This is a genomic window from Streptomyces sp. CA-146814 (assembly GCF_050942385.1).
Lineage (GTDB): Bacteria > Actinomycetota > Actinomycetes > Streptomycetales > Streptomycetaceae > Streptomyces.
Genome location: NZ_CP192068.1, coordinates 5,279,008 through 5,297,182, shown reverse-complemented (window position 1 = coordinate 5,297,182; position 18,175 = coordinate 5,279,008). Strand labels below are relative to the sequence as shown.

General features: G+C 69.2%; 19 protein-coding genes. 5 read left to right on the top strand and 14 right to left on the bottom strand.

Going from position 1 to position 18,175, the window contains the following annotated elements; all coding sequences use genetic code 11:
• Nucleotides 1-26 precede the first annotated feature (26 nt).
• The 3 genes from ACQP09_RS23835 to ACQP09_RS23825 all read right to left on the bottom strand — a co-directional run bounded on the left by ACQP09_RS23835 (nt 27) and on the right by ACQP09_RS23825 (nt 7,103).
• Nucleotides 27-1,649 (bottom strand): peptide ABC transporter substrate-binding protein, encoded by a 1,623-nt coding sequence (locus tag ACQP09_RS23835; RefSeq protein WP_433402840.1) that lies wholly within the window; start codon nt 1,647-1,649, stop codon nt 27-29.
• Nucleotides 1,650-2,321: 672 nt separating this feature from the next.
• Complete coding sequence (gene typA / locus ACQP09_RS23830; RefSeq protein WP_433402837.1) at nt 2,322-4,193, bottom strand: translational GTPase TypA; 1,872 nt, start codon at nt 4,191-4,193, stop codon at nt 2,322-2,324.
• Nucleotides 4,194-4,601: 408 nt separating this feature from the next.
• Nucleotides 4,602-7,103, bottom strand: coding sequence for an ABC transporter family substrate-binding protein (locus ACQP09_RS23825; protein ID WP_433402834.1), 2,502 nt, complete (start codon nt 7,101-7,103; stop codon nt 4,602-4,604).
• Between the two features lie 331 nt (nt 7,104-7,434).
• Here ACQP09_RS23825 and ACQP09_RS23820 point away from each other — a divergent pair, with 331 nt between their 5' ends.
• Nucleotides 7,435-8,625, top strand: a complete 1,191-nt coding sequence (locus tag ACQP09_RS23820; RefSeq protein ID WP_433406744.1) for a PP2C family protein-serine/threonine phosphatase — start codon at nt 7,435-7,437, stop codon at nt 8,623-8,625.
• 111 nt (nt 8,626-8,736) lie between these two features.
• Here the strand turns inward: ACQP09_RS23820 and ACQP09_RS23815 are convergent, their stop codons facing one another.
• The 4 genes from ACQP09_RS23815 to ACQP09_RS23800 form a co-directional block, all read right to left on the bottom strand.
• Complete coding sequence (locus tag ACQP09_RS23815) at nt 8,737-9,330, bottom strand: hypothetical protein (RefSeq protein ID WP_433402831.1); 594 nt, start codon at nt 9,328-9,330, stop codon at nt 8,737-8,739.
• Nucleotides 9,331-9,373: 43 nt separating this feature from the next.
• Nucleotides 9,374-11,626, bottom strand: coding sequence for an ATP-binding protein (locus ACQP09_RS23810; protein ID WP_433402828.1), 2,253 nt, complete (start codon nt 11,624-11,626; stop codon nt 9,374-9,376).
• Nucleotides 11,627-11,635: 9 nt separating this feature from the next.
• Nucleotides 11,636-12,076 carry a hypothetical protein gene (locus ACQP09_RS23805; RefSeq protein ID WP_433402825.1) on the bottom strand — a complete coding sequence of 147 codons (441 nt, stop codon included), beginning with the start codon at nt 12,074-12,076 and terminating at the stop codon, nt 11,636-11,638.
• A gap of 124 nt (nt 12,077-12,200) precedes the next feature.
• Nucleotides 12,201-12,677 (bottom strand): MarR family winged helix-turn-helix transcriptional regulator, encoded by a 477-nt coding sequence (locus tag ACQP09_RS23800; protein ID WP_433402823.1) that lies wholly within the window; start codon nt 12,675-12,677, stop codon nt 12,201-12,203.
• Nucleotides 12,678-12,834: 157 nt separating this feature from the next.
• On the opposite strand from ACQP09_RS23800, the gene eno reads away from it, so the two are divergent.
• Nucleotides 12,835-14,127, top strand: coding sequence for a phosphopyruvate hydratase (gene eno / locus ACQP09_RS23795; RefSeq protein WP_433402820.1), 1,293 nt, complete (start codon nt 12,835-12,837; stop codon nt 14,125-14,127).
• Between the two features lie 75 nt (nt 14,128-14,202).
• Here eno and ACQP09_RS23790 read toward each other — a convergent pair whose 3' ends face one another.
• The 6 genes from ACQP09_RS23790 to ACQP09_RS23765 all read right to left on the bottom strand — a co-directional run bounded on the left by ACQP09_RS23790 (nt 14,203) and on the right by ACQP09_RS23765 (nt 16,576).
• Nucleotides 14,203-14,559, bottom strand: a complete 357-nt coding sequence (locus tag ACQP09_RS23790; protein ID WP_433402817.1) for a hypothetical protein — start codon at nt 14,557-14,559, stop codon at nt 14,203-14,205.
• Between the two features lie 139 nt (nt 14,560-14,698).
• The gene (locus tag ACQP09_RS23785; protein WP_433406743.1) at nt 14,699-15,109 is read right to left on the bottom strand and encodes a hypothetical protein; all 411 of its coding nucleotides are present in this window, start codon (nt 15,107-15,109) and stop codon (nt 14,699-14,701) included.
• A 28-nt stretch (nt 15,110-15,137) separates the two neighbouring features.
• Nucleotides 15,138-15,602: a hypothetical protein gene (locus ACQP09_RS23780; RefSeq protein ID WP_432148841.1), complete on the bottom strand. Its 465-nt coding sequence runs from the start codon at nt 15,600-15,602 to the stop codon at nt 15,138-15,140.
• A 4-nt stretch (nt 15,603-15,606) separates the two neighbouring features.
• On the bottom strand, nt 15,607-16,011 hold the full coding sequence (locus ACQP09_RS23775) for a hypothetical protein (protein WP_433402815.1): 405 nt from the start codon (nt 16,009-16,011) through the stop codon (nt 15,607-15,609).
• Complete coding sequence (locus ACQP09_RS23770; protein ID WP_433402813.1) at nt 16,008-16,244, bottom strand: hypothetical protein; 237 nt, start codon at nt 16,242-16,244, stop codon at nt 16,008-16,010. Before ACQP09_RS23770 ends, ACQP09_RS23775 begins: the two co-directional genes overlap by 4 nt.
• A gap of 44 nt (nt 16,245-16,288) precedes the next feature.
• Nucleotides 16,289-16,576 (bottom strand): hypothetical protein, encoded by a 288-nt coding sequence (locus ACQP09_RS23765; RefSeq protein ID WP_433402810.1) that lies wholly within the window; start codon nt 16,574-16,576, stop codon nt 16,289-16,291.
• 95 nt (nt 16,577-16,671) lie between these two features.
• Here ACQP09_RS23765 and ACQP09_RS23760 point away from each other — a divergent pair, with 95 nt between their 5' ends.
• The 3 genes from ACQP09_RS23760 to ACQP09_RS23750 are packed head-to-tail and all read left to right on the top strand — an operon-like array spanning nt 16,672 to nt 17,935.
• The gene (locus ACQP09_RS23760; protein WP_433402807.1) at nt 16,672-17,511 is read left to right on the top strand and encodes a helix-turn-helix domain-containing protein; all 840 of its coding nucleotides are present in this window, start codon (nt 16,672-16,674) and stop codon (nt 17,509-17,511) included.
• Entirely contained in the window at nt 17,508-17,714 is a 207-nt protein-coding gene (locus tag ACQP09_RS23755) for a DUF397 domain-containing protein (protein WP_433402805.1), read from the top strand. The genes ACQP09_RS23760 and ACQP09_RS23755 overlap by 4 nt, the downstream gene beginning before the upstream one ends.
• Nucleotides 17,715-17,719: 5 nt before the next feature.
• The gene (locus ACQP09_RS23750; RefSeq protein WP_433402802.1) at nt 17,720-17,935 is read left to right on the top strand and encodes a DUF397 domain-containing protein; all 216 of its coding nucleotides are present in this window, start codon (nt 17,720-17,722) and stop codon (nt 17,933-17,935) included.
• Here ACQP09_RS23750 and ACQP09_RS23745 read toward each other — a convergent pair.
• Nucleotides 17,922-18,047 (bottom strand): hypothetical protein, encoded by a 126-nt coding sequence (locus ACQP09_RS23745; RefSeq protein WP_433402800.1) that lies wholly within the window; start codon nt 18,045-18,047, stop codon nt 17,922-17,924. The genes ACQP09_RS23750 and ACQP09_RS23745 overlap by 14 nt on opposite strands.
• Between the last annotated feature and the right edge of the window lie 128 nt (nt 18,048-18,175).

The following is an 18,175-nucleotide window of genomic DNA, read 5'->3' as shown; positions in this document are numbered from 1 at the left end:
CCTACTGCGTCATGCGAGGACGCAGGTCAGGACTTCTCGACCTTGGTGAGCTCAACCTGGTTGAACACGTTCAGCTCAACGTTCTTGACGTTGGTCGAGTGACCGAAGACGTTCTTGCCGAAGCGCAGCGGGATCACCGGCATGTCCTTGGCGAGGATGTCCTCAGCGGCCTGCCACTTGACGATGGCCTCTTCCTCGGTCTTGGCCTGACGGCCCTCGTCGACGAGGCGGTCGAAGTTCTTGTTGCTGTACCCGTAGTAGTTCGAGGAACCGTTGGAGGTGTACAGCGGGCCCAGGTAGTTCTCCATGGACGGGTAGTCCATGATCCAGCCCATGCGGAACATGCCGGAGAACTTCTTGTTCTCGACCTGCGTCAGCAGCTCGGCGAACTTCGGCACGGCCTGGCTCACGCACTCCAGACCCAGGTTCTTCTTGAGCTGGTCACACGTGGCGTTGATCCACTGCTCGTGACCGCCATCGGCGTTGTGACCGATGTTGATCTTGTTACCGGCGATGCCACCGGCCTCGGCGAGCAGCTTCTTGGCGGCGGCGGGGTCGAACTTGCAGGCCTCGCCACAGGTGTCCTCGCGGTAGCCGCCCACGACCGGGGAGACGAAGGAACGCGCGGAGGACTGCGAACCCTGGAAGACCACCTTGATGATCTCGTCGCGGTCGATGGCCATCGAGATGGCCTTGCGCACGCGCGGGTCGCTGTACTTCTTGTCGTACGTCGGGAAGGCGACGAACTGGAAGGTGGAGGCCGGCGACGTCTTGAAGCGGTCACCGAGCTCGCTCGGGGCGGTGCCCATGACCTCGGTCGGGATCTGGTCCACGATGTCGAGGTTGTTGGCGAGCAGGTCGTTGTACGCGGTGTTCTGGTCCTGGAAGATCCGGAACTCGACCGAGTCGACCTTCGGCTTCTCACCGAGCTTGTAGTCCGGGTAGGCCTTGACCTTCACGAACTTGTCGTGGTTCCACTTGCCGTCCATCTGGAACGGACCCTGGCCGATCGGGGCTTCCTCGTACGCCTTGACATCGGCGAGGGCGGCCTCGGGCACGGGGTAGAACACCGTGTAGCCGAGGACCGACTTGTAGCCGGCGAACGGGGCCTTGAGGGTGACCTGGATGGTCTTGTCGTCCACGGCCTTGAGGCCGGTGAGCAGCTTGGCCTTCGGGGCGGCGGCCTTCTTCGGGCCTTCCTCGCCGTCCGGGTCGACGGGGTTCATCTCGTCGTAGCCCTGGATGGTGCTGAAGAAGTAGTTGCCGTCGGCCGTGTTCGGGCCGTAGGCGCCCCAGTTCCAGGCGGCGACGTAGTCCTTGGCGGTGACGGGCTTGCCGTCGTGCCAGGTGGCGTCCTTGATCTTGATCGTCCAGACCTTGTTGTCCGGGCTCTCGATGGACTCCGCGGCGGCCAGCACCGGCTCGTTCTTCGAGTCGAAGTCGACGAGCGGGGTGAACAGGCCCGACAGGACCTGCGAGCCACCGGACTCGGTGACCGACTGCGGGATGAGTCGCTTGGGCTCGGCGATGTTCATGCTGAACCCGCCGCCGGACGAGCCCTTGTCGCCCTCGTCGCTACCGCCGCCGCCACAGGCGGTCGCGGCCAGGGCGACGACTATCGCGCACCCGACCATCTTGGAACCACGCATGGGTTCTCCTCCTCAAGAGTCCACTTTTGATCACTGCAAGAGGGGCACTGGAACGTCGCCGACACCCCTGACGGCGATGAACAGTGACCCTGAAGTGTGCTCGTGAGTCGGCGCTCCCCACAGCGCGTGACCCATTGACCCGAGCTCAATGGAGCCAACTATTGAGTACGACCGGGCCGTAAACCACACTTAAAGGGTCTCGGTTTGACAACATCACCGGCCCCTGGATGACCGAAATCCGGACAAAGTGATCCTAGACAGACGCCCGCGAAACGGACTGTTAACGCAACTTCCGGAGGGCGACGCCCGATAACCGGACACATGCATCAGGAAAATGGATTGCGTACCGACCCGTCCCGAACCGCATTCTCCCACCGGAACCGGGGCCCTGACAGGCGTATTGCCGACCCGGTCGGACAAGGAGCATGACGCTCCATCAGGATGTTGCCGGCTGCGCGTTCCGGTTACGGCCGTGGGAAACGGGAAGGCCGGCACACGGGTCGGCGTACGGGTCGGCGTACGGGCAGGCATACGGGACAAGCGAAAGGTCCGGCCTCCACAGGTCGTGGAAGGCCGGACCGATCTCGCCGTACCTCGTCCCGTACCGCCGGGCGCCGAGAACCGTCTCAGCGCCCGGCTACGGGGTTACGTGCCCGCTTGTGCCGGGTTACGTCAGCGCTTGGCGCGGGAGGCGGTGCGGCCGCGCTCCTTGGCGTCCAGGACGACCTTGCGGATCCGCACGGTCTCCGGGGTCACCTCGATGCACTCGTCCTCGCGGCAGAACTCCAGGGACTGCTCCAGGGAGAGCTTGCGGGCCGGGACCACGTTCTCCGTGGTGTCCGCGGAGGCCGCACGCATGTTGGTGAGCTTCTTCTCCTTGGTGATGTTCACGTCCATGTCGTCGGCGCGGGAGTTCTCGCCGATGATCATGCCCTCGTACACCTCGGTGCCGGCCTCGGTGAAGATGACACCGCGCTCCTGGAGGTTGACCATCGCGAACGGCGTCACCGAACCCGAACGGTCCGCCACCAGCGAGCCGTTGTGACGGGTGCGCAGCTCGCCGAACCACGGCTCGTGGCCCTCGAAGATGGAGTGCGCGATGCCCGTACCGCGGGTCTGCGTCAGGAACTCCGTACGGAAGCCGATGAGGCCGCGGGACGGGACGATCCACTCCATGCGGACCCAGCCGGAGCCGTGGTTCGTCATGGTCTCCATGCGGCCCTTGCGGGTCGCCATGAGCTGGGTGATGGCGCCGAGGTGCTCCTCGGGCGAGTCGATCGTCATGCGCTCGATCGGCTCGTGGACCTTGCCGTCGATCTGCTTGGTGACGACCTCGGGCTTGCCGACGGTCAGCTCGAAGCCCTCGCGGCGCATCTGCTCGACCAGGATGGCGAGCGCGAGCTCACCACGGCCCTGGACCTCCCAGGCGTCGGGGCGCTCGGTGTCCAGGACGCGGAGCGAGACGTTACCGATCAGCTCGCGGTCCAGGCGGTCCTTCACCTGGCGGGCGGTGACCTTGTGGCCCTTGCCGCCCTTGCCGACGAGCGGCGAGGTGTTGGTGCCGATGGTCATCGAGATGGCCGGCTCGTCGACCGTGATCAGCGGCAGCGCGATCGGGTTCTCGGGGTCGGCCAGGGTCTCGCCGATCATGATGTCCGGGATACCGGCGATGGCGCAGATGTCACCGGGGCCCGCCACCTCGGCCGGCTTGCGGGTGAGCGCCTCGGTCATCATCAGCTCGGTGATGCGGACGTTGGACATGGTGCCGTCACGCTTGATCCAGGTGACGGTCTGGCCCTTGCGCAGCTCGCCCTGCTCGACGCGGCAGAGCGCGATACGGCCGAGGAAGTTGTCGGCGTCCAGGTTGGTGACGTGGGCCTGGAGCGGCGCGGCCTCGTCGAACTCCGGGGCCGGGACGTGGCTGAGGATCGTGGAGAAGAACGGCTCCAGGTTCTCGCTGTCCTGCGGGACGGTGCCGTCCTCGGGCTTGGTCAGCGAGGCGACGCCGTCACGGGCGCAGGCGTAGACGATCGGGAACTCGATCTGGTCCTCGTCCGCGTCCAGGTCCAGGAACAGGTCGTACGTCTCGTCGACGACCTCGGCGATCCGGGAGTCGGGACGGTCCGTCTTGTTGATGCAGAGGATGACCGGCATCTTCGCGGCCAGCGCCTTGCGCAGCACGAAGCGGGTCTGGGGCAGCGGGCCCTCGGAGGCGTCGACGAGCAGCACGACCGCGTCCACCATCGACAGACCGCGCTCGACCTCGCCGCCGAAGTCGGCGTGGCCGGGGGTGTCGATGATGTTGATCGTGATCGGGTCCCCGCCGTCCTTGGGGTGGTACTTCACCGCCGTGTTCTTGGCGAGGATCGTGATGCCCTTCTCACGCTCCAGGTCGTTCGAGTCCATCATGCGGTCGTCGAGCGACTCGGCAGCGTGCGCGGCGAAGGAGCCGGCCTGCTTGAGCATGGCGTCGACCAGCGTGGTCTTGCCGTGGTCGACGTGGGCGACGATGGCTACGTTACGGATGTCGTGGCGCGTGGGCATGGGTGGCTTGAGCTTCTCTCGGATCGTGGGATCAGGCGTCTCAGTCGGTCTTCGAGTCCTCGTACGCCCGCCGGGCGGCACGCCACGGCTCGTCCCATGGTACGGGCCCTGCGCGTGCCGGGCTTCCCGGGCCGATCCGCGAAGGCGGTCTTCCCGTGTGATTCAGCCGATATTCAGCTCATGTCAAGGAGCGGCGGCGGCTGAGGAGGAGCCGCGTGGGGGGAGGTGCCGGGAGGGTGTGAGGAGGTCGAAACGGCCCGGGTCAGGGCGGATACCACCTTGCCCGCCGGGGTCGCCGACGGGCAAGGGTTTTGAGCAGCATCTGAGCTTGTGCAAACCGTTGACCTGCTATTTTCTCCGCTGACCTGCCGGTTCTTCCGGTGACCTGCCGGTAGCTCCGGTGACCTGCTACTTCTTGCGGTCTGCGGGGGAACCTGCCGCTTGCCGGTCGGTGAACCCGATGTCCTGGTAACGGGGGGCCGCGAAACCGAAGGCACCGACGTTCGCGAGTTTCTTGTCCACGGCGACGAGCTGCGGGCGCTGGTAGAGCGGAATCGATCCGGCGGCCGCCCAGATCCGGGCGTCCGCCTGCTTCATCAGTTCCCGTGAGGCCTTCTCGTCGAGCTCGGCGACCGCCTGGTCGAAGAGCTGGTCGATGTGGTCGGTGCCGACCCGGGTGTAGTTCTGCTCGACGAGGAGCGAACCGTCGGTGGCCGGCTCCGGCTTGGCGTAGATCGGGCGTCCGTCGGTGGCCGGGTAGGCCGTGGCGGGCCAGGAGTAGAGCGCCAGGTCGTAGTCGCCGGAGGCGATGTGGTCCTTGAAGTAGCTCTCGTCGGGGACCTTGGTGATCTCCGTACCGATGCCGATCTTCTCCAGCATCGCCGCGATCCTCTCGCCCACCCCGCGCAGCGACTGCGAGCCGGGTCCGGAGGGGAGCACGAAGCGCAGGGTCAGCGTCTTGCCGTCCTTGCCGAGCGGCCCCTGCACCGAAGCGGGTGCGGGTGCGGCGGTACCCATGGGGGCGTACGCGCCGGCGGCTCCGCCGGGCTGCTTGTCCTGGGCGTTGGCCTTGGCGGCGGTGTCGGCGGCCTTGGCGGTGTCGGTCGCCTTGCCGGCGTCGGCGGCCTTGCCTGCGTCGGCGGCTTCGGCGGCTTCGACGGCGGGGCTGTCCTCGCTCAGGGCGCGCGCCTGGCGGAGCAGGGCGAGGCTCTGGGCGGCGGCGGCCTGGGAGGGAGCCAGGATGTGGGTGGCGCTGGAGGCGTCCGGGCCCTGGACGGGTCCTGCGCCCGGCTTGTCGTCCTGGCCGACGATGTAGAGGCCTTCGGCGCGGGAGGCGGCGCTGTCGTCGGAGCCGGTGGCGGCCCGGTCGTCCGTCTCGCCGGCCTTCTCCTCCGCCTTCTCCTCGGTCTTGTCGGTCTTCTCGGCCTTCTCCTCGTCCGCCTCGGTCTTCTCCGAACCTTCCTTGCTGTCCTTGCTGTCCTTCTCCTCCTCCTTGCTGTCCTTCTTCTCCGCCTCGCTGCCCGCCTTGGTGTCCTTCGGCTTCTCCGCCGCACCGCCCTGCGTCCAGCCCGCGTCGGCCAGCAGCGCCTGGGCCTCCTTGGTGTTCTGGTCGCCGAGCGCCCCGCTGCCGTCCTTGTAGCCGGGCTGTCCGGCCAGGGCCAGGTGGCTGCCGAGCGGCTTCGCCGGGAGCCCGAGCGGCTTCAGTACGGTCTCGGCGATCTCCTGCCGGTCCAGCGCGCGGGCCACCGCCCGGCGGACCCGGTCGTCCGCGAGCGGGCCGGACTCGCCGTTCAGCGCGAGCTGGGTGTAGGCGGGCTCCAGGGACTTGCGTACGGCATAGCCGCGCAGGGCCTTCTGCTCCGCCCCGTACGCGGCGACGGCCTTGCGGGTCTTCTCGCGGGCCACCTGCGCGATCTCGGCCTGCTCCTCGTCGGAGCCGTGGGCCAGGGCCCAGGAGCGCAGGGCGGCGGCGGGAGTGAGGTCGGCGCCGGGGCCGTGGGTGAGCGGCTGGCCGTTGCTGCCGTCGCGGAGGGCGAGGGCGATGCGGTCGGCGGTGGTGGCGTCGATGTCGGTGATGTGCACGGTGCCGTCGGCGAGGGCCTTGGTGCGGTCCTTGGGGGCGACGGCCCGGAAGACGATGCTGTCCAGCTTGGCCTTCTCGCCCCACCAGCGGGGGCTGCGGACGAGGGTGACGGTGCCCTTGGCCTTGCTCACGCTCTTGAGCTGGAAGGGGCCCGCGGTGTTCTTCAGCGCGGTGCGCGCGCCGTCGTTGAAGGTGTCCGGCGAGCCGGTGATCTCCTTCGGGTAGAGCGGCGAGAAGAGCGAGCGCCAGTCCGCGTACGGCTTTGCGAACGTGACCCGGACCTGGAGGTCGTCGGCGCCGCGCTCGATCTTCTCGATCCGCTCGTAGCCGGCGTTGCGGGCCGTCCAGAAGGCCGAGTCCTTGCCGCTGAGCGCCCGCCACTGGGCGACGAAGTCGGGGGCGCCGATCTCGCGGCCGTCGCTCCAGACCGCCTGCTGGTTGAGCTTGTAGAGGACGACCTGCTTCGGCTCGCGCTCGATGATCTTGGCGGACTCCAGGTAGTCCGGGTTGAGCTTGGGCTGCCCGGCCGCGTCCATCGCGAAGAGCGTGGGCAGCAGGGCCCCGGTGATCTTGGTGGTGGCGCTGTCGGCGTCCGCCTGGAAGGCGTTGAGGGTGGTGGGCATCGCGTCGACGGCCCAGTTCACCGTGGATCCGTCGGCGACCCGGTCGCGGGCGGCGGGCGCGATGTCCTGCGGGACCCCCCGGGAGGTGTCCTCGGTGTCGGAGCTGCACCCCGCCAGCACGGGGATCGTGAGCACCCCCACCGTGAGGAGCGCGAGCGAGCGGCGCTTTCGTACCGTCCCGCGCGGGACGCCGACGTGGGACATGGCTGATACCTCCGGGGCCGTCCCGGACCACCCCGCACCGGAATGGACCGGATAGTGCGTATCTGATGGCATTTGCAGTTGATCACACTGATTCCTGTCCCCCACTGAAAGCGCCTCCGCGCGGGAGGGGCAGCCGACACGGCGGGCGGAGACCGCAAGCTCACCCGCCCGGAGGAACGATTCCTCAGAAGGAGTGCACGGTCGGTCGGGTGCGCGCCCCCACGTGTACGAGCCGTCCGGCGAACTCGCCTGCGTACCCAGCGGTACTGAACCGGGGCAGGGAGGGCATAAGCACGTCCTACCTGAGGAGGCTGTGGTGGCGAGAGACGGGATGGAACTGGCCTCGGTGCTGGCGGCCGCACGGGATGCCGCACCGGTGAATTCGGTCGATGTCGTGGCGCGCGACCTGCGCACCCGGTTCGGTGCGCGGTACGTGTCGTTCCTCTTCGTGGACGTGGTCGGCAACCGCCTGCTGCGGGTCAGCGACATGGCTGACGCCTCCCAGGAGAACCGGACCGAGCGGGTTCCGCTGGCGGGCAGCGGCATCTACGAGAAGGTGCTGCGGTCCCAGAAGCCGGTGCGGGAGGAGCAGGACGGGCAGGGCCAGCGCGTCCTCGCGCCGGTGACCAACCGCGGCGACGCCATCGGCGTGCTGGAGCTGTTCCTCGACACCGTCACCGACGACGTACTGGCCCAGGTCGAGGAGGCCGCGCACGCGCTGGCGTACATCATCGTCACCGACCGCCGCTTCACCGACCTCTACCACTGGGGCAACCGCACCACGCAGGTCAGCCTGGCGGCGGAGATCCAGCGCCAGCTCCTGCCCTCCGCCCCTTCCTGCGACGCGGCCGAATTCGCTCTCGCCGGAGCGCTGGTCCCGGCCTCCGACATCGCCGGGGACACCTACGACTACAGCCTCGACAACAGCGCCCTGCACCTGTCCGTCACCGACGCCATGGGCCACGACGTCAACGCCTCGCTCATCGCCACGCTCGCCGTGAACGCCTCACGCGGCGCCCGCCGTGCCGGAGCCGATCTGGCCGAACAGGCCCGCCAGATGCACCAGGCCCTCCTCGACCACGGGAACAACACCTTCGCCACCGGCCAGCTGCTCCGCATCGCCCTGGACGGGAGCCGCGCCCAGCTCGTCAACGCCGGCCATCCCGGACCGCTCCGGATGCGCGACGGCCAGGTCGTGGAGATCGCGCTGCGGGTCGACATGCCGTTCGGCTTCCCTCCGCAGGGTGCCTACCGGGTGCAGGACCTCGACCTGCGCCCCGGCGACCGCATCCTGCTGTTCACCGACGGGGTGCAGGAGCGCGAGGCGGAGACGGTCGACCTGCCCGGACTCCTGGCGCAGACCGCCGCGGAGCACCCGCGTGAGGTCGTCCGCACAGTGATCACCGCGGTCGCCGACGCCTACGGCGGCCGCCCGCCCAAGGACGACGCCACGGTCCTGTGCCTGGACTGGAACGGGACGTCGGCGCGTACGAGGAGGGGTTCGGCGCCCGCGCCGCGCTGAACGTGTCCACGGCCGGGTCGGCAACTCCATACGAGGGCGGTCAGTCCGGTACAGGCACCGGTCGGTCCGGGGTGTCCAGCCACGGCAGATGCGTGCCGTCAGGAGCAACGGTCAGCCCGAACCGCTCCGGCCCGGGCCAGCCGTTGGCGCGCCACCAGCCGTAGGCGGTCCGGCCTGGACGACGGGCCGTACGGTGTGGTCACCCGCCGAGCACGTCCAGACGGCGCCCGACGCGGTGCGGGTGGCGTGCAGGCCGATGTGGTGGTCGGGGCAGAGCGGCCAGATGAGGCGGTGGCGGTCCGCGAGAAGGCACTGGAAGCCCTCGGCCGCTTCGGCATGGATGCCGGCCGGGCCGATGCCCTGGACAGGTTCCGGCCCGACGTGGACGGTGCCTTCCGGCTCGCGCTCGGTGGGCGGCGTTTGCCGTACAGGCACGTCGAGCCGTCGCCCGGTCTCTGTGTGAACCTGCGTGAGCATCGCGGTGACGGCCTGTTGGGCATGTGCCAGGCGGTGTCCGCCGAGGAGAGGGGCGAAGTACGAGGGCGGCATCGCACCGTTCTCCACGAAAGCCGACCAGAGGAACGCGAGGGCGTCCGGGGAGGCGAGGGCGTCCTCCGGGTCGGTATCGAGACTCGCGGCCAAGGTACGGAGCCACGTCCTGAACGCCTGGTCCGCCGGATCGGGAGGCGGCACTACTGCCTTCATCGTGTCCCCGTCCTGCCCCGTCCGTACGAAAGGCGGTGGACGGTCATCCCTTCTCCGGGAGCGACACGTATTCGGAAGGCGGGTGGGGCCCGGCCGAGAGCTGCTCCTCCGGGGCCTCTGCGGTCTCTGCGCGAGTTCGCGAAGCAGCGGCTTCCTCATCCGCGTCCACCTTGGCGTAGGCGACGGCGGATTGTTCCCACGCTTCCCGCACCTGTGACGGAGGTGCGCCTGCGGCGCTCAATGTCTCGGCCACCTCACCCCATGCCTGACCGGTGAGGAACCAGTGCTGAGCCGTGGACAGGAGCTCGACAGCCCGCCGGCCAGCTGCGATGGCCTCGTCAAGGCGGCCCGTGCCGCGATACGCGGTACCGAGGTTGTTCCAAGCAGTGGCCTGACCATGCGTGTCGCCGGTCGACTGGTGAAGGTCAAGAGCGGTCTGGTGGGCACGGACAGTCTCGTCGAAACGACGCAACTCCCCCAGCCTGAGCCCGAGATTGTTCCAAGCAGTGGCCTGACCATGCGTGTCGCCGCTCTGCTTGAAGAGGTCAAGAGCGGTCTGGTGGGCACGGACAGCCTCGTCGAAACGACGCAACTCCCCCAGCGCGAGCCCGAGATTGTTCCAAGCAGTGGCCTGACCATGTGTGACGCCGCTCTGCTTGAAGAGGTCAAGAGCGGTCTGGTGGGCACGGACAGCCTCGTCGAAACGACGCACCTGTCGGAGCGCGTCGCCAAGGTTGCTCCAGGCAGCAGCTTCGTTGGCGGCGTCCTGGAGTATCTGGCAGGCGCTGAGGGCCAGCGCACGGACTGCAAGACAGTCCTGGAGACGCCACCGCCACTGTAGATAGGAGCCGAGTGCGAAGCCCAGATCGAGGCCTGTTCGGGGGCTGGTGTGGGCAAGGGCGATGAGGTTTTCACGTTCGGCGTCGAACCAGGCCAGCACTTGGTCCCGGTCCTGGAACCGAGAGGATAGGGGGCTGCCCGGGGGATCAAAGTGAGTGTCGGCTGCCTCCGCGCGCTGCACGTAGTAGTCGATGAGCCGCGCTCGTGCCTGGTCGTAGCGGCGGTGCGGCGCGCGACCACGGCTCATGGCGGCCTGCGCTTGCTCATGGGCGTAGGCGCGTAGGAGGTCATGCATCTGCCATCGGCCGCGGGCCGCCGGCGTGCGCTCGATGAGGTGGCTGACGGCAAGCCGTGCGAGGAGACGTTCCGTGACCGCTTGTGGCTGGTCGGCCAGGACCATGGCAGCCGAGGTGGCGATGTCCGGCCCGGGGTTGAGGGACAGCAGGCGGAACAGGTCCTGCTCCTGCGGGGAGAGGCGTTCCAAGGACTGGTCGAACATCGTCCGCAGGCTGCGTTCGCCGTCGTTCAGGCCGTCCAAGATGCCTTCCGCGTCACCGAGCGCGTCGGCGCGTTCGGCCAGTGGCTGGCCAGGGTCCTGCGCCAGCAGGGCCGCCGTGATCTGCAGGGCCAGCGGCAGGTAGCCGCAGGCCGACGCCACCCGCTCAGCAGCTTCCGGCTCCTGCTCGACCCGCACATCATCCGGGTCGTTGTTCTTCAGGGCCGCCTCCAGCAAGGCAACGGCGTCTTCCGGCTGGAGGCTGTTGACCGTCCGCATCCGGCCGAGGCCCGGGAGGCGGTGCCGGGACGTGACGAGCATCCCGTGGTGGCCGGGCGGCAGCAACGGCTCCACCTGAGCCACGGCCGAGGCGTTGTCCGCGACCACCAGCAGCCGCTCCCCCGCCTCCTGCCGGGCGTTGAGCTGCGATCGGTACAGCGCCTCCCGCCCCGCCCCGGGCGGCGGAAGGTGCTCGGGGCGCACCCCGAGCGAGCGCAGCAACGCTTCCAGAGCGTCTTCGGCCTGCGCGGGGTAGGGGTCGTAACCGTGCAGGTCGACCAGGAGGACCCCCGTGTACCAGCCCCGCTTCTGCGCGGCGTGCCCGGAGGCGTAGGCCAGCGTGGTCTTGCCGACTCCGGGCCAGCCCGACAGCACGGCCACCGCAGGACCGTCGGTACGGTCTGGGTCCAGCACACCCAGGATGTACGCGAGGTCGTCCTCACGGCCGGTGAATCCCGCCGGCGGCTGAGGCAACGCGTCCAGCGCCGTCGGCACGGGCGCGTACTGCTGTACGTACGTCTTCACGGCCATGGTGCCGTTCGCCACCAGCTGGCTGTTCGTGACGTCGACACCACGGAAGTCATTGTGGACCCCACCCGCAGGACGGCCCTGCCCCTGCCCCCGCTTCTGCGGATTCCCGCTCTTCTTGCCCTTGCGCTTGGCGCCGCTCTTGCCCCCCACAGCACTGCCCTACTTGTCGTAGTTGTTCGTCACCGTCATGGTTCCGCTGCCGAGCACCTGGCTGTTCGTGAACGTCGCACGGCTGAAGTCGTTGTGCACCGTCCCGGCAGGCTGAGCAGCCTCCACCTGTGCCACCAGCGACTCCAACTCGGCGAGCACCAGCCGCTGTTCCTCCTCCGGCAGCTCTTCCAGAAGCGTCTCCAGGCGGGTCTGCCACCGCGCGACCTGCGCGATCTGCACCCGCTGCACCTCCTCGCCCTCCTCGGCCGCCTCCAGCACCGCCCGCGTCTGGTCCAGGCGCTCCAGCTCCACCTGCTCGCGGGCGCTCTCCCCGCGACCGAAGAGCCGGGCGATGCCGTTACGGATGCCGTTCCACGCGTCCGTACCCGCGGCTTGCACGATCGCGCCGCCCCCGGCGGCAGCTACGGCGATGAGCCCCTCGGCCAACATGGCGTTCCCCCTGAATCCAGGTTCCGACAGACAAGGACCATCAGCGTAGTTCGACCGCACCGCCGCCACCGGCCAGTTCGCCGTATCTCCGCCTGAAGATCGCCGTTCAGATCGAGCACGCGCCCTAATGCGCCGCGAGCCTCTCCACCAACCCGATCGCGCGCGACAGCAACTCCCGCTCCTCCGCCGTCAGTTCCGACTCGATCGCCCGGGCCAGCCAGTCCGTCCTGCGGCCGCGCTCCTCCTCCAGCAGCGCCTGGCCGGCGGTGGAGAGTTCGAGGAGGGTCTTGCGGCCGTCGGTCGGGTGGGCGCGGCGGGTGATCAGGCCCTGGTCCATGAGCAGGCCGACCGCTCGGGCCATCGACTGCGGGCGGACCCGCTGGTCGGCCGCCAGGTCGCTCGTCGTCATCGCGCCGCTGCGGTCCAGCGCGCCGAGGACGGCCACCTGGCCGAGCGGCATCTGGTCCTCCAGCTTCACGCGGCGCGTGAGCTTTCCCGTCGCGGTGCGCAGCTCCGCGGCGACGGCAGCGGCGGAGGCTGCGGCAGAGCCAGCGGCGGCGGCAGAGCCAGCAGCGGCAGCGGCGGATTCCGGATGAGGCATACCAGATGTTAACGCAGCGTAGCCAACCGGTAGAAATGAGCAGCTTAGCTGAACAGCATTACTGCACAGCCTTGCTGTAGAGTTTTACGCGTCGGGTCCCGCGCCACCGTCGCCGCAGCCGAACCCGGCCACACGCGTGACAACGGGAAGGACTCCCATGACCGCCATCGCCTCCGTCACCGGCCGCACCGTCCTCGACAGCCGCGGCAACCCCACCGTCGAGGTGGACGTCGAACTGGCCGACGGCTCCATCGGCCGGGCCGCCGTCCCCTCCGGCGCGTCCACCGGCGCCCGCGAGGCCGTCGAACTCCGCGACGGCGACCCGGCCCGCTGGCACGGCAAAGGCGTCGACCAGGCCGTACGCCACGTGAACACCGAGCTCGCGGCCACCGCCATCGGGCGCGAGGCCGAGGACCAGGCCGGGCTCGACGCCGCGCTCGTCGCTCTCGACGGCACCCCGGCCAAGTCCCGCCTCGGCGCCAACGCCGTCCTCGGCGTCTCGCTGGCCGCCGCGAAGGCCGCGGCAGCGGCCCACCGGCTGCCGCTCTACCGCTACCTCGGCGGCTCCGACGCCCGCCTGCTGCCCGTACCGATGATGAACATCGTCAACGGCGGCGCCCACGCCGACAATCCGCTGGACTTCCAGGAGTTCATGATCGCTCCGGTCGGCGCGGCCACCTTCGCCAAGGCCGTACGCATGGGCTCCGAGGTCTTCCACACGCTGCGCCGCGACCTCATCGCCGCCGGGCACTCCACCGGTGTCGGCGACGAAGGCGGGTTCGCGCCCTCGCTCCGCACCGCCGAGGAGGCTCTCGACTTCGTGGTGGCCGCCGTCGAGCGGACCGGCTACCGGCCGGGCACGGACATCGGCCTCGTCATGGACCCGGCCTCGTCCGAGTTCTTCCGCGACGGTGTGTACGACTACACCGGCGAAGGCGTACGCCGCTCCTCCGCCGAACAGGTCGACTACCTGGTCAAGTTGATCGACACCTACCCCGTCGTGTCCATCGAGGACCCGATGGCCGAGGACGACCTGGCCGGGTGGCGCGACCTCACCGCCCGCGTCGGCGCGCACTGCCAGCTCACCGGCGACGACGTCTTCTGCACCAACGAGGCGATCCTGCGCGACGGCATCGCCTCCGGTGTCGCCAACTCCGTTCTGGTCAAGGTCAATCAGATCGGCACCCTGACCGAGGCTCTCGCCACCGTCGCCACCGCCCACCGCGCCGGCTACACCGTCGTCATGTCCCACCGGTCCGGCGAGACCGAGGACACCACCATCGCCGACCTGGCCGTGGCCACCGGCTGCGGACAGATCAAGACCGGATCGCTCTCCCGCTCCGACCGCACCGCCAAGTACAACCAACTCATCCGCATCGAAGAGCAGTTGGGCTCCAGTGCGCAGTACGCCGGATCGCGCGTCCTGTCGGGCGCCACCGGCAGCCGCTGAACGAGAACAGACCGGCCCGCCTGCTCAGTGAACAGGCGGGCCGGCCCAAATGGCTCAGTTGGCTCAGTACGTGCGTCAGTTGCCGATGCCGGAGCTGCCCACGCCCGTGTTGCCGATGCCGTGGCTGCCGAGGCCCGTGTTGCCGAGACCGGCGTTGCCGAGGCCGCCGTTGTGGATGCCCGCGTTGCCGACGCCCCAGTTGTGGATGCCCGCGTTACCCGCACCCGAGTTCTCGATACCCGCGTTGCCCAGGCCCCAGTTGGCGATCCCCGCGTTGCCGACGCCCCAGTTGTGGATGCCCGCGTTGCCGACGCCCGAGTTCCCGATGCCGGAGTTGCCCAGGCCGTCGGCGGCGGCCGTGCCCGCGCCGAACACGGCCAGAGCGGCTGCGGCACCGAGCGCCGTCGTGACGCGGATAAGGGTCGTGCGCATCGTTGCATACCTCCGATTTAGGAAATCTTGCTCGCTATGCCTAGCACGCGGCCCTTCCGGATACGGGGATGCCTGCCCGCCCGCCTTCGTGTCGCCCGGCGCTGAAGCCCTGAGCCCGAAGGCCAGAGGCCCTGCGCCCCTACGGCCCGTCCGCCGGGTCCGGATGGCCGTCCAGGTGCGCGTCCATCTCCACCAGCGTCGGGTCCACCACGTCGAAGTCGTGCGCCGACGGGTGGCCGGCGAACAGCCCGCACGCGTCGCCGCTCCGCGCGTCGACCGCCGCGCACCAGGCCAGACCCGCCAGCCGGGCCCGCTCACCACTGCCGCCGCCACTGCCGCCGCCACTACTGCAGCCGCCGCTGCCGTGCCAGCGCACCCAGACGCCCTCACGGGTCGCGTCGACGTCCCAGAGCAGGGCCGCGTGCTCGCCGGTGTGGTGCTCGGCCAGTTCACACAGGACGTACCCCGCCTCCGGCGGCTCACCGGGAACCGCATACCGGACCACATGCTCCGGAGGCGGTAACAGCGCCACGGCCGTGCACTGGCTCACCGGACCGGAACCCTCCGGCCGCCCGTCCTCAGGGCTCATCCACGTCTCCGTTCGCATCCCCGTCCACATCGCCGTCGACATCCCTTCCTCCTCCTCCCTTCCTCTCCTCCCGGATCTTGACGATTTCACCCAGCGGATCGGTCACGAAGAACGAGTGCGGTCCCGGGTGGTGGTCGAAGTACGCGCACGTGTCGACCTTGCCGGTGGCCAGGTGCCGCAGCCTCGCGGGACACAGCGGCCGGACCTCGAACCGGTAGACGCGGTGCGCGCCGCTGCCCGTCCACAGCAGCCACAGGTCCTGGTCCTCCACGGTGTCGGCCGCCCAGAGGTACGCGGCATGCTCGGCCGACTCGTCGTGCTCGCCCAGCTCACACAGCAGGAATTCGTCCTCCTCCAGGACCTCGGACGGATACTCGGGGCCGCCTTCCATGGTGGTGAGCGCCAGAAGCGCCTCGTAGTAGGGGACATCGGTTACGGCGGTGCACTGCAGCACGGATTCAGTTCTCTTCCCTGAGGTGCAGGGGCGGTGGGTCGCCGGACCCTACCGCCCACCCGGCGAGAGTGACGCACAGCCCCACTGCGGGGTCGGCCACGGTGAGCAGGGCGGGGAGCCCGCGCTCCAAGGCGGATATGGCCTCGCCCTGGCGCCCTTCGTCCCCCGCCCACGCCCGCAATCCTTCCGGAGCGTCGGAGCCGTGAAAGGTGACCTGCCGGACGTCCCTGGCCCGCAGCCACGGCGAGGCGGGCGGCAGGTCCCGGCCGTGTCCGTCGGCCAGGCGCAGCGCCTGCCGCCGGAGCCAGCGGAGTACGAGGCGGCGGTTCGGTACGGCGATCCCGCCGAGCCACAGCGCCCGCCCGCCGGCCGTCGCGGTGACGGCCGCCACGTAGACCAGGTCCCTCACGCCGCACGCTCCGGCCTCAGCAGGCTCCGCAGCCGGTCCGCCGCCGCAGCAACCTCCGCCAGTACGACCTCGCGCTCCGCCTCCCGGTCGACGATCGCCGCCTCCAGCTCAGCGAGGAACAGCGCCCGGTACGCCGGGTCGGACTCGATCCGTTGCAGCTCGGCGAACGGCGCCTCGCGCTCGGCCCGGCGCCGGATGAGCACCCGCGTCAGCCGCGCCACCCGGCCTCGCACACGTAGACCCACCCGCACCCACACCCGCACACGCGCCGAAAGGTTCACAGCACCTCACCCCGACTACGCGCGTTGAGCCGTGCCGTACGGGCCCGCAGCTGCTCCATCACCAGCGCCGGTCGTACGTGGCCGGGCTCGGCCTCCCACTCGCGCCCGCCGCCCACTGGACGCAAGGACCAGCGGGCGCCGGCCACTCCTCGGAACTCGCCCACGCGGTCGGCGCGGCTGGTGTCGACCACGAGGGCCCCGAGCGCAGGAGGCTTCGGATGTTCCGGAGGTTCCGGGATGTCAGGAGGCTCCTGGGCATTCGGGCACGCGTTCTCGCCGTTCACCTGATAGCTCCTCTCCGTGACTGAATGGCTACCGGGGCGGCTCAGCGTGGCCTACCGTCGAGACAGACATCAACGTTTCGGATCTGGGGGGTACGTTGGCCAACCGCAAGAAGCTCAATGCGCTCGACAGCCCGGAGGCGGCCTACGGCGTGCGCCTGCGCGAGGCACGTGAGGCCCGGGGCTGGCGGCAGGACGATCTCGGCAGGCGGTGCGGATACTCCGGGCGCCACATCTCCGGGGTGGAAACCTGCAGCAAATCTCCAACTCTCAGCTTTTCGATCGCCGTTGACGGTGCATTGGGGTTCGCCGGAACCGCTGATTCGTTCGAGCGCGAATGCCGGAAGATCAAGCACGGTGTGCTGTTGCAGGGCTTCCCGGAGTACGTGGTCCTGGAGGGCGCGGCGGCGGAGATCCGCATCTTCGAGGTCGGCGTGATTCCTGGCCTGCTCCAGACGCGTGAGTACGCGCAGGCGTTGGCCAGCGGAGCCGTCACCCGTGGAATCATCACGCCCCAGGCGGCCGAGGAACGCGTCGCGCTCCTCATGAAGCGTCAGGAGTCCTTAGTACGGCTCATGCCGCCCGTGCTCATGGCGGTGCTGGACGAGAGCTGCATCCACCGGCCGATCGGTGGACCTGAGGTCATGGCGGCGCAGTTGCAGCATCTGATCGACCTCTCCGGGCAGCCGGACACCACGATCCAGCTCGTGCCGTACAGCGTCGGTGAGCGCCGACCCTTCAATCGGGCGGTGAATCTGCTGACGCTGGACGACCGGTCCTTGGTCTCGTACGTCGAGTCGGAGACGCAGGGCTATCTCGACCGTGAAATCGCCTCTGTACTGCCGCTGGTGAGGGCCTACCATCAAGGACAGTCCATGTCGCTGTCGCCGACAGAGACCGTTGACGTGGTCCGCCAGCATCGAAAGGGCATCTCGTGACAACCGCATCCTCCGCCCAGCAGTGGGTCAAGTCCTCCTACAGCGACAATGGCGGCACCTGCGTCGAGTGGGCTCCGCACACCGCGACCACCACCGGCACCGTTCCCGTACGCGACTCCAAGAACCCGACCGGCCCGACGCTCAACGTCAGCGCCGCCGCGTTCTCCACCTTCGTGACAGGTCTCAAGTCCGAGGAGCTGTAACCCTCATGGCGACCGAACCTCCGGCCCGGCACTGGGTCAAGTCCTCTTACAGCGGCAACGGCGGCTCCTGCGTCGAGTGGGCTCCGCACACCGCGTCCACCACCGGCACCGTTCCCGTACGCGACTCCAAGAACCCGACCGGCCCGACGCTCAACGTCACCGCCACCGCGTTCTCGTCCTTCGTCTCGGGCGTCAAGGCCGGGGGTTTCAGGGCCGTTTGAACGGCCCGAGCACCACCACTCGCCCCACCGCGCCGAGCACGGTGGGGCGCTGTTCTGCCGCCCCCGCCTCCACCCTCACCGTGCCGTACACCACCACATCGGTGGTCCGCATCCGCGCGAACAGGCGCGCGACACGGCAACCACGGCCGAATTAGGGGCCCTTGGCCGGAGTCGTCATGCGCTCAACTCATTGACAGCCGACCGTCCCGCTGCCACCGTCTCGTCTGACGGCGGCAGTTC

Excerpts from the sequence above, each read along its gene's own strand:
- ACQP09_RS23835 (WP_433402840.1), bottom strand. The coding sequence starts at position 1,649 with ATGCGTGGTTCCAAGATGGTCGGGTGCGCGATAGTCGTCGCCCTGGCC.
- eno (WP_433402820.1), top strand. The coding sequence starts at position 12,835 with ATGACCGCCATCGCCTCCGTCACCGGCCGCACCGTCCTCGACAGCCGC.
- ACQP09_RS23750 (WP_433402802.1), top strand. The coding sequence starts at position 17,720 with ATGGCGACCGAACCTCCGGCCCGGCACTGGGTCAAGTCCTCTTACAGC.
- ACQP09_RS23815 (WP_433402831.1), bottom strand. The coding sequence starts at position 9,330 with ATGAAGGCAGTAGTGCCGCCTCCCGATCCGGCGGACCAGGCGTTCAGG.
- typA (WP_433402837.1), bottom strand. The coding sequence starts at position 4,193 with ATGCCCACGCGCCACGACATCCGTAACGTAGCCATCGTCGCCCACGTC.
- ACQP09_RS23825 (WP_433402834.1), bottom strand. The coding sequence starts at position 7,103 with ATGTCCCACGTCGGCGTCCCGCGCGGGACGGTACGAAAGCGCCGCTCG.
- ACQP09_RS23800 (WP_433402823.1), bottom strand. The coding sequence starts at position 12,677 with ATGCCTCATCCGGAATCCGCCGCTGCCGCTGCTGGCTCTGCCGCCGCC.
- ACQP09_RS23790 (WP_433402817.1), bottom strand. The coding sequence starts at position 14,559 with ATGCGCACGACCCTTATCCGCGTCACGACGGCGCTCGGTGCCGCAGCC.
- ACQP09_RS23805 (WP_433402825.1), bottom strand. The coding sequence starts at position 12,076 with ATGTTGGCCGAGGGGCTCATCGCCGTAGCTGCCGCCGGGGGCGGCGCG.
- ACQP09_RS23745 (WP_433402800.1), bottom strand. The coding sequence starts at position 18,047 with ATGCGGACCACCGATGTGGTGGTGTACGGCACGGTGAGGGTGGAGGCG.
- ACQP09_RS23820 (WP_433406744.1), top strand. The coding sequence starts at position 7,435 with ATGGAACTGGCCTCGGTGCTGGCGGCCGCACGGGATGCCGCACCGGTG.